This window comes from Pseudoalteromonas rubra (genome assembly GCF_005887115.1).
Lineage (GTDB): Bacteria > Pseudomonadota > Gammaproteobacteria > Enterobacterales > Alteromonadaceae > Pseudoalteromonas > Pseudoalteromonas rubra_F.
Window position 1 is genome coordinate 156,767 of record NZ_PNCJ01000019.1, and the last position, 6,743, is coordinate 163,509.

Annotated in this window: 7 protein-coding genes and 4 tRNA genes; 9 read left to right on the top strand and 2 right to left on the bottom strand. The window is 45.4% G+C overall.

The features are described from left to right. The first annotated feature begins 248 nt into the window (after positions 1 to 248). Complete coding sequence (locus tag CWB98_RS14985) at positions 249 to 608, top strand: DUF3718 domain-containing protein (protein WP_138545587.1); 360 nt, start codon at positions 249 to 251, stop codon at positions 606 to 608. 89 nt (positions 609 to 697) lie between these two features. Here CWB98_RS14985 and CWB98_RS14990 read toward each other — a convergent pair whose 3' ends face one another. After that, complete coding sequence (locus tag CWB98_RS14990) at positions 698 to 1,390, bottom strand: DUF445 domain-containing protein (protein ID WP_138545588.1); 693 nt, start codon at positions 1,388 to 1,390, stop codon at positions 698 to 700. A gap of 135 nt (positions 1,391 to 1,525) precedes the next feature. Between CWB98_RS14990 and CWB98_RS14995 the strand changes: the two genes are divergently transcribed. Then, a complete protein-coding gene (locus tag CWB98_RS14995; RefSeq protein WP_138545589.1) occupies positions 1,526 to 2,380 on the top strand; it encodes a fructosamine kinase family protein in 855 nt (284 codons plus the stop codon). Positions 2,381 to 2,458: 78 nt separating this feature from the next. Then, the gene (locus CWB98_RS15000) at positions 2,459 to 2,662 is read left to right on the top strand and encodes a CPXCG motif-containing cysteine-rich protein (RefSeq protein ID WP_138545590.1); all 204 of its coding nucleotides are present in this window, start codon (positions 2,459 to 2,461) and stop codon (positions 2,660 to 2,662) included. A gap of 425 nt (positions 2,663 to 3,087) precedes the next feature. On the opposite strand, the gene CWB98_RS15005 is transcribed toward CWB98_RS15000, so the two are convergent. Further along, positions 3,088 to 3,729, bottom strand: a complete 642-nt coding sequence (locus tag CWB98_RS15005) for a riboflavin synthase subunit alpha (protein ID WP_138545591.1) — start codon at positions 3,727 to 3,729, stop codon at positions 3,088 to 3,090. 138 nt (positions 3,730 to 3,867) lie between these two features. On the opposite strand from CWB98_RS15005, the gene CWB98_RS15010 reads away from it, so the two are divergent. From CWB98_RS15010 to CWB98_RS15035, 6 genes are all read left to right on the top strand, one after another. Then, positions 3,868 to 5,223: an MATE family efflux transporter gene (locus CWB98_RS15010; RefSeq protein WP_138545592.1), complete on the top strand. Its 1,356-nt coding sequence runs from the start codon at positions 3,868 to 3,870 to the stop codon at positions 5,221 to 5,223. Continuing rightward, complete coding sequence (locus CWB98_RS15015; RefSeq protein ID WP_138545593.1) at positions 5,198 to 6,181, top strand: DUF3080 family protein; 984 nt, start codon at positions 5,198 to 5,200, stop codon at positions 6,179 to 6,181. Before CWB98_RS15010 ends, CWB98_RS15015 begins: the two co-directional genes overlap by 26 nt. 126 nt (positions 6,182 to 6,307) lie before the next feature. Beyond that, positions 6,308 to 6,384: transfer RNA gene (locus CWB98_RS15020), tRNA-Val, on the top strand. A 33-nt stretch (positions 6,385 to 6,417) separates the two neighbouring features. Beyond that, positions 6,418 to 6,494 (top strand) — tRNA-Val (locus CWB98_RS15025). Between the two features lie 33 nt (positions 6,495 to 6,527). Beyond that, a tRNA-OTHER gene (locus CWB98_RS15030) sits at positions 6,528 to 6,611 on the top strand. A 33-nt stretch (positions 6,612 to 6,644) separates the two neighbouring features. After that, positions 6,645 to 6,730 (top strand) — tRNA-Glu (locus tag CWB98_RS15035). The last annotated feature ends 13 nt before the right edge of the window (positions 6,731 to 6,743 follow it).

The following is a 6,743-nucleotide window of genomic DNA, read 5'->3' on the forward strand; positions in this document are numbered from 1 at the left end:
ATCTAAGTTCAAGCAAACGAAAATAATACTATAATGAAATAAAGAGAAATGGTTAATCGAAAAAAACTTTTCCAGGAAACGCCCCGCACTCACTTACGCCAAACACAACTATACCATTAAAATCATATCGTTACTTAAATTTTTTACTGCCGACATGGTTACTTACATTCAGATATTGTCCCGTTACAGCATTTTGCATTATTCGCATCAATACTTGTTGTGAGCTTTACCTAAATCTGGAGAACATCATGAAACTTGCTAAGATCCTAATCCTGTCACCATTACTTCTGGCAACAAGCATATCAGCCAATGCCGGAGGGGTTAAATTTGTTGGAACAGACAACAGTGTTGCTACCCAACTGTGTGTTGCTGTCGGAGCAAATCACCGCCCGACTTTACTCGAGGAGCTTGATAAGCATCGAATTAGCCGCAAGGTCGTCACTGATAAGCTTGCCTGTAACGATATGAGCGTGCCTCAGTTTGCCAAAAAATTTGGCCTCGACAGGTCTGCGCGAATTCTGCATATCGACTACACAACAGATACCTCTATCCGTGATATCGCTATGTCTGAACAGCAAAAAACCATCGTCTTATACGGCTCTAAGTAAGTGTCAGCCAACATTGGCGCATTACGGTATATCATAAAAGCAATACCGCAGTGCGCCATCACTAGATTCTGGATAACACTCTGTCCTGCTCAAACCAAGGCTGCAATCAGGCCGAACAGGCCGCCGAATACGCCCCCCCAGACTACAAGCCAGCCCAAGTGGGTGTGGATCATATCCTGAACGATACTTTTAACCATAGCAGGTGTCAGTTCAGCCAGACGCTCTTCTACGGCATGTTCAATGGCAACTTTTATCGCATCAACCGACTGCCCGCTGGTCAGCAACCCTGATAGTTGCTGTTGAAATTCGGGCCCTTCACTGATCTCGAATAGGGCTTCTTTCATTTTATCCGTAAAGCTGTCTTTCATCGGTTCAATGGCTTCTTTTCCACCCACCATCGCCAACATAGCACCAAACTGTGAAGCCTCAATAACCTGTACCAACTTATTGAATGCAGGAGATAAATCTGTTTGTTTTATGACCGGCTTTAGATCCAGTTGAATTTCGTTCTTCTTGGCAAAACTTCGAAGCTTGTCATCATTAAAAAACTCTTCCAGTATGAGCTTGCGGATCGCCGTTTTAAATTCTCTGAATTTAATAGTGATGACTCCCGACCCATACAAACCGGGGACTTTTTCAAATAGCATGTGAATTGCTAGCCAGTTTGTCACAGCTCCGGATAGGGCAAACAACCCCATAGTTAACAGAACATCGACTTTCAATAACCAGCCAATGAGTACGACCGCGGCGGCCAGGATATTCGTCGCTAGACTTTTACTCATTATTGCCTCTTGTGATCTGAGTATTTTGTTCGGCCGCATATTGTAGTGAATTTAAATCTGTCTACAAGTATTTGTGTTATAGCAAAAATCGACCATAGTTTAGGATATGTGTGGTGTTCAATCTGTGACGGTACTATGTGGAATCTCGTAAATCAGTATATCAGTGAAGCAATTCATGAACATTTCGAGTTTACCCGCAAAACGCAGTTGCCCTGCAATGCGCAAGCTCGCTTGTTCAAGATAGAGAATGATCATCACCGCTACCTGGTCAAAGTAGACCACATTCAAGCGCTCGAACGTTTTGAGTGTGAAGCTAAAAACCATGATACTCTGATCCGAGATAGTGATTTTTTGATAGCAGATACGATTGCAATTGGCTCAAGTATAGAGTTTTGCTTTTTAGTACTTGAGTGGCTAGAAACGTCGGGAGAGATAGAAGATTGGTTTACCTGTGGGACGACTTTAGCGAAATTGCATGCACGTCACGAACAACAAATGTATGGCCTTGAGGAAGACAACTACTTTTTTGATTTGGCGCAGCCAAACCAATGGCACAAAAAGTGGGAAGTGTTTTTCGCTGAAGAACGGATAGCCTGGCAGTTACAACTATTGGCTGAGAAAGGCATCAAGCTTGTGGACATAGACAAGTTTGTTGAGGAAGTTAAGCCTATGCTCCCTCATCAGGTCGCCCCTTCTTTGTTGCACGGCCACTTTTGGCGCGGGAACATTGCTTTTGCTCAAGGTAAGCCCTGCCTGTTTTGTCCTTCCTGTTACTATGGCGACAGAGAGGTTGATTTGGCCGCCAGTGAGCTATTTGCGCCGTTACCCCCGGCATTTTACGAAGGATACGACAGTGTTTATCCGCGTCTGGATGGATACGAGGGTCGTCGCCGTATCTATCAACTTTACCCACTTTTGTGCCATGCCAATATGTTTGCAGGAGACTACCTGAAACAAGCGGCCAGTCACATCGAAACCCTATACAAATAAGTGCAACTTTACTGTAATAATCGACAATGCTGCTATAGTTATTAATGCGAAAAATGGAAAACTCGTTGGAGTAAACTCATGAAGCAGCTGTATGACCAACGTATTAGTTGCCCGCATTGCGGTCATCATATCTTTGTTAGTCTCGACGCCAGCGAAGGTGATCAGGACTACTATGAAGATTGCGCAGCCTGTTGCAACCCAATTCACTTGAACATGCATATCGACTATGCGATCAACAAACTTGAACTGAAGGTAGATTCGGACGACGAGCAAGTGTTTTAGCAGGCACGAACAGTGCCTGTTTCATATCAATAAAAGCCATTACATCACCCGCTCTACTGGTTGAAGGGACCTGTATGTGCTAACCCAAGTCTGCTTATACACCCGTATCTAAAATACTTCTTCGATATGTGTACAAGCACCTTTAATTAAGCCTAAGCCGCATCAATGCATAACCAATTGGAGAGATTAAGTCTGCCGATAACAGTGCTAAGATTTCTCATTTAGCACTTACCTGATGCATTAGTTCGCAAATCTTTGCCTCGCCCGGATAGATACAGCACCTCAGCAATAGCAGAACCCGTGAACGACGTTATTGCCAACATTTAACCGTCTCGAGACTGGCTATTTAATTATACTGACAAGCACAACGAACCTCAGTCTCATATCTCGTCGACATATTTCACAAAAATAAGCAGGGATTGATATTACAAAGAGAAGTTTCCTCGATTTTTACGTAGATAGTGCTCAACGGTGTTAACGGTCGTATACGTTTGCTGGTCCACTTCAATGTTTAACGCATCACCAACGTTAACCACACCTATATTGGTCAGCGCTAAGGTTTCAGGGATAAGGTGAAGCCAAAAACCCCCTTCTTCTAGTTTACCAACGGTTAAGCTAGCACCATTGACGCAAATAAACCCTTTATAAAGAATATACTTTCGCCACTGTTCAGGGAGGGTAAGCTTGATCCGGTAATTGTCTGCATCCTGAATGACTTGTTCAATTTCAGCTTGACAATGTACATGGCCAGAGACAACATGCCCACCTAACTCAGTACCAAACGTCACAGAGCGCTCAAAATTAACCCGGGTACCCTGTTGTAAATCACTGAGATTGGTCAGTGTGAGCGTTTCATCGATCACATCAAAAGATACCTGACCAACGACATCAGCTCCTCTCACTTCAAAGTCAGTAACGGTCAGGCAACAGCCATTAATCGCAATACTTGCACCATGAGTCAGCTTTTCCAGGTATCGGCTATCAACTGATAGCACTAACTTCATGATCCCTTTACGCAATACGGCACTGACCACCGTCGCTTGAGTCTGTACAATTCCAGTAAACATAACACTCAGATTTTCGAGAATAATGGTGCGCAGTTTATCGTAAACAGTCACCAGATAAAACAGCCCTTTCATCGGTTAAAAGTGGTAAGTTTCTGAGAAGTTATTTAAGATTAACGTTTTAGAAAGTTCAGATTCAGTATGAAATTCGCTTTATGGGAAGCTAAGCGCCTGGTACGCCTTGCCACCCCCGTCTTTTTTGCCCAGATAACCTTAGTGCTTATGTCCGTTGTCGACACCATGATGGCGGGGCAAGTCAGTGCAGAGGACCTCGCTGCTCTGTCAATTGCAACCGGCACCTGGAATCCAATGATTTTCTCTTTACAGGGGATCTTGCTCGCCATCACCAGTATGGTTGCCTACTGTGATGGTGCTAAACAGCGAGAGGGAATCAAAAGCTATTTTCAGCAAGGTATATATCTGGCACTAATTTTGTCTTCACTCGGCTTTATCGCCAGCGCATTTACGCCATTGATATTTGCGCAAATTGGAGCCGCCGACGCCATAACAAGCTTAGCGCAGCAATACATCGATTTTGTAAAGTGGGGACTTCCAGCTTTCTTGCTCTTTTCAGTCTATCGCAATGTGACTGAGGGGGTTGGCAATACCAAGGCTGCGCTATACATCAGCTTGTTAGGGCTGTTAGTCAACGTCTTAGCCAACTACGTGTTTATATACGGCAAGCTGGGAATGCCCGCGCTTGGCAGTGCGGGATGTGGTCTGGCGACATCCCTGGTGTTTTGGGTAATGGCAACGGCTCAGTTGGTGTATAGCTTTAACAACAAATATCTGGATGGAAAGTGGCTAATAAAATCGTTTGCGCGCCCAAACGTGACTACGCTTATCCAGATTGTAAAATTAGGCCTGCCCATCTGCCTGGCTACTTTTTTCGAGGTGACCTTATTTGCCTGTATTCCGCTGTTCATAGCCGACCTGGGTGCAATTGCAGTGTCTGGGCATCAAATTGCAGCCAGTGTAACAACCATTTTGTTTATGCTGCCACTAAGCTTATCTATGGCGATCGCAATACGTATTGGAACACTATCCGGAGCAGGCAATTATTCGCAACTGGTAAATTCAGTCTACACCAGTTTTATCTGTGCCGTAGTAGTCTCAGTCATTGTTGCAACCTTTACTTATGTGATCCGCAACGAAATTGCCTGGGTATATACTCAAAACGCCGAGGTTGCCGTGCTGGCTTCCGGGATAATCGTGTTGGCATGTATTTATCAGCTCCCTGATGCTCTGCAAGTTGCTGCAAACGGGGTGTTACGCGGACTTAAGTACACCAGCCCCATCACAATCGTGACCTTTGTTTCTTACTGGCTGATTGGATTCAGCCTGGGGTTTGTATTGGCAAAGACGGATATCCTGACGTCGGCTATGGGAGCAAGAGGGTTCTGGGTTGGTATTATTGTCGGCTTGACCTGTGCAGCTATATTACTTTTGTATTTTGTGAGGAAACGGCTTGATGCGTTACGTCCTGATCCTGTTTAGTCTCGCAATGGCCGCCTGCAGTCCGGTGGCCAGTGATACCAACCAGGAATATGCGGACAGACTGGCCCATGTGCTGGGCTTGTCGCCATTAAAAGTTGAAAAGCCTGATCCCCTGGCGCCATATAAAGCCTCCAGGCCTCTAGCGTCCTTTAAACTTTCTGTTTTGCAGCTTGCTAATCTGGGACACTGCGCGCTGGCACAGGACGTTGCCATGCATAATAACCAGCTTGGCAAGCTGGCCGTGCCCAGCGAGGTCTTTAAATATCAGCTGCGCTTTATCCAGCTTGCAGATCAATGCGTAGAGGACAGCAGAACCAGCGACCCAGAAGTTAAACAAGTCCTAGCGCAAGCCGCAGCACACAAACGCTCGGCTTTAAGCCAGTATTTCGCTTTTATGCTGTCGGCAGAGGCTGAGCTGACTCAATTTACCAGACTGACATTTGGCGAAATCGATAAGCGCGGCACCGATAATGAAATTCAAGCTAACGAAGGCCTGGCCACTTTGGCATCCATCGCGAGCACCCTGTCAACGCCAGAAAAAATTGACCCGGAGCGCGTCACACCCGCCCTCGAGAAACTTAATAACAACCACTATGTTCAGACTTTGCTGACCAGTGCACGCAAGCAAATAGACTGGAACCAAGCATTAACGGCATGGCTATCGCAAGTCGAGCTACAAACAGCCGTATGTCCTGAGGGAAAAAACAAGCGCAAAGCCGAGATATTGCACAATGTATTTAATAAATTTTCGATTTCAACACTGCAACCTTATCAGGCTCAACTCAGTGATCAACTGCAGGAATTAAGTGACTCTGTGGATAAAATTTCGGCGGCGATACCCAATCCTCCCTACCCAAATCATGCTGAAGTGCTCATGGATGAACTGAAAACGTCAAGCCGACAGCATGCACAGTGGTGGCAGCGCTTCTATAAAGTGTGTAAAGTTGCACCGGTATGAACGAAAAAAGTGCAAACAAACATTAATTTAGCAAATTTACTTGATCCTACCGAACGCTCGCTATATATTATCGGCCGTTGACAAGTGACTTAATGCAACAAAACAGTCATATCAGTTCAACATTGTACGACCGTAGCTCAGTTGGTTAGAGCACCACCTTGACATGGTGGGGGTCGGTGGTTCGAATCCACTCGGTCGTACCAACTTATCTGATAAGTTAAAACTTATATCTCAGTACGACCGTAGCTCAGTTGGTTAGAGCACCACCTTGACATGGTGGGGGTCGGTGGTTCGAATCCACTCGGTCGTACCAACTCATTCGATAAGTTAAAACCCATACCTTTGTACGACCGTAGCTCAGTTGGTTAGAGCACCACCACTCTATGACCCGGTCCAACAGTCAGTGATTCGGATCCACTTGGTCGTACCAACTCATACGATAAGTTAAAACGCATACCTTTGTACGACCGTAGCTCAGTTGGTTAGAGCACCACCACTCTCTATGACCCGGTCCAACAGTCAGTGATTCGGATCCACTCGGTCGTACCAACTCATTCGATAA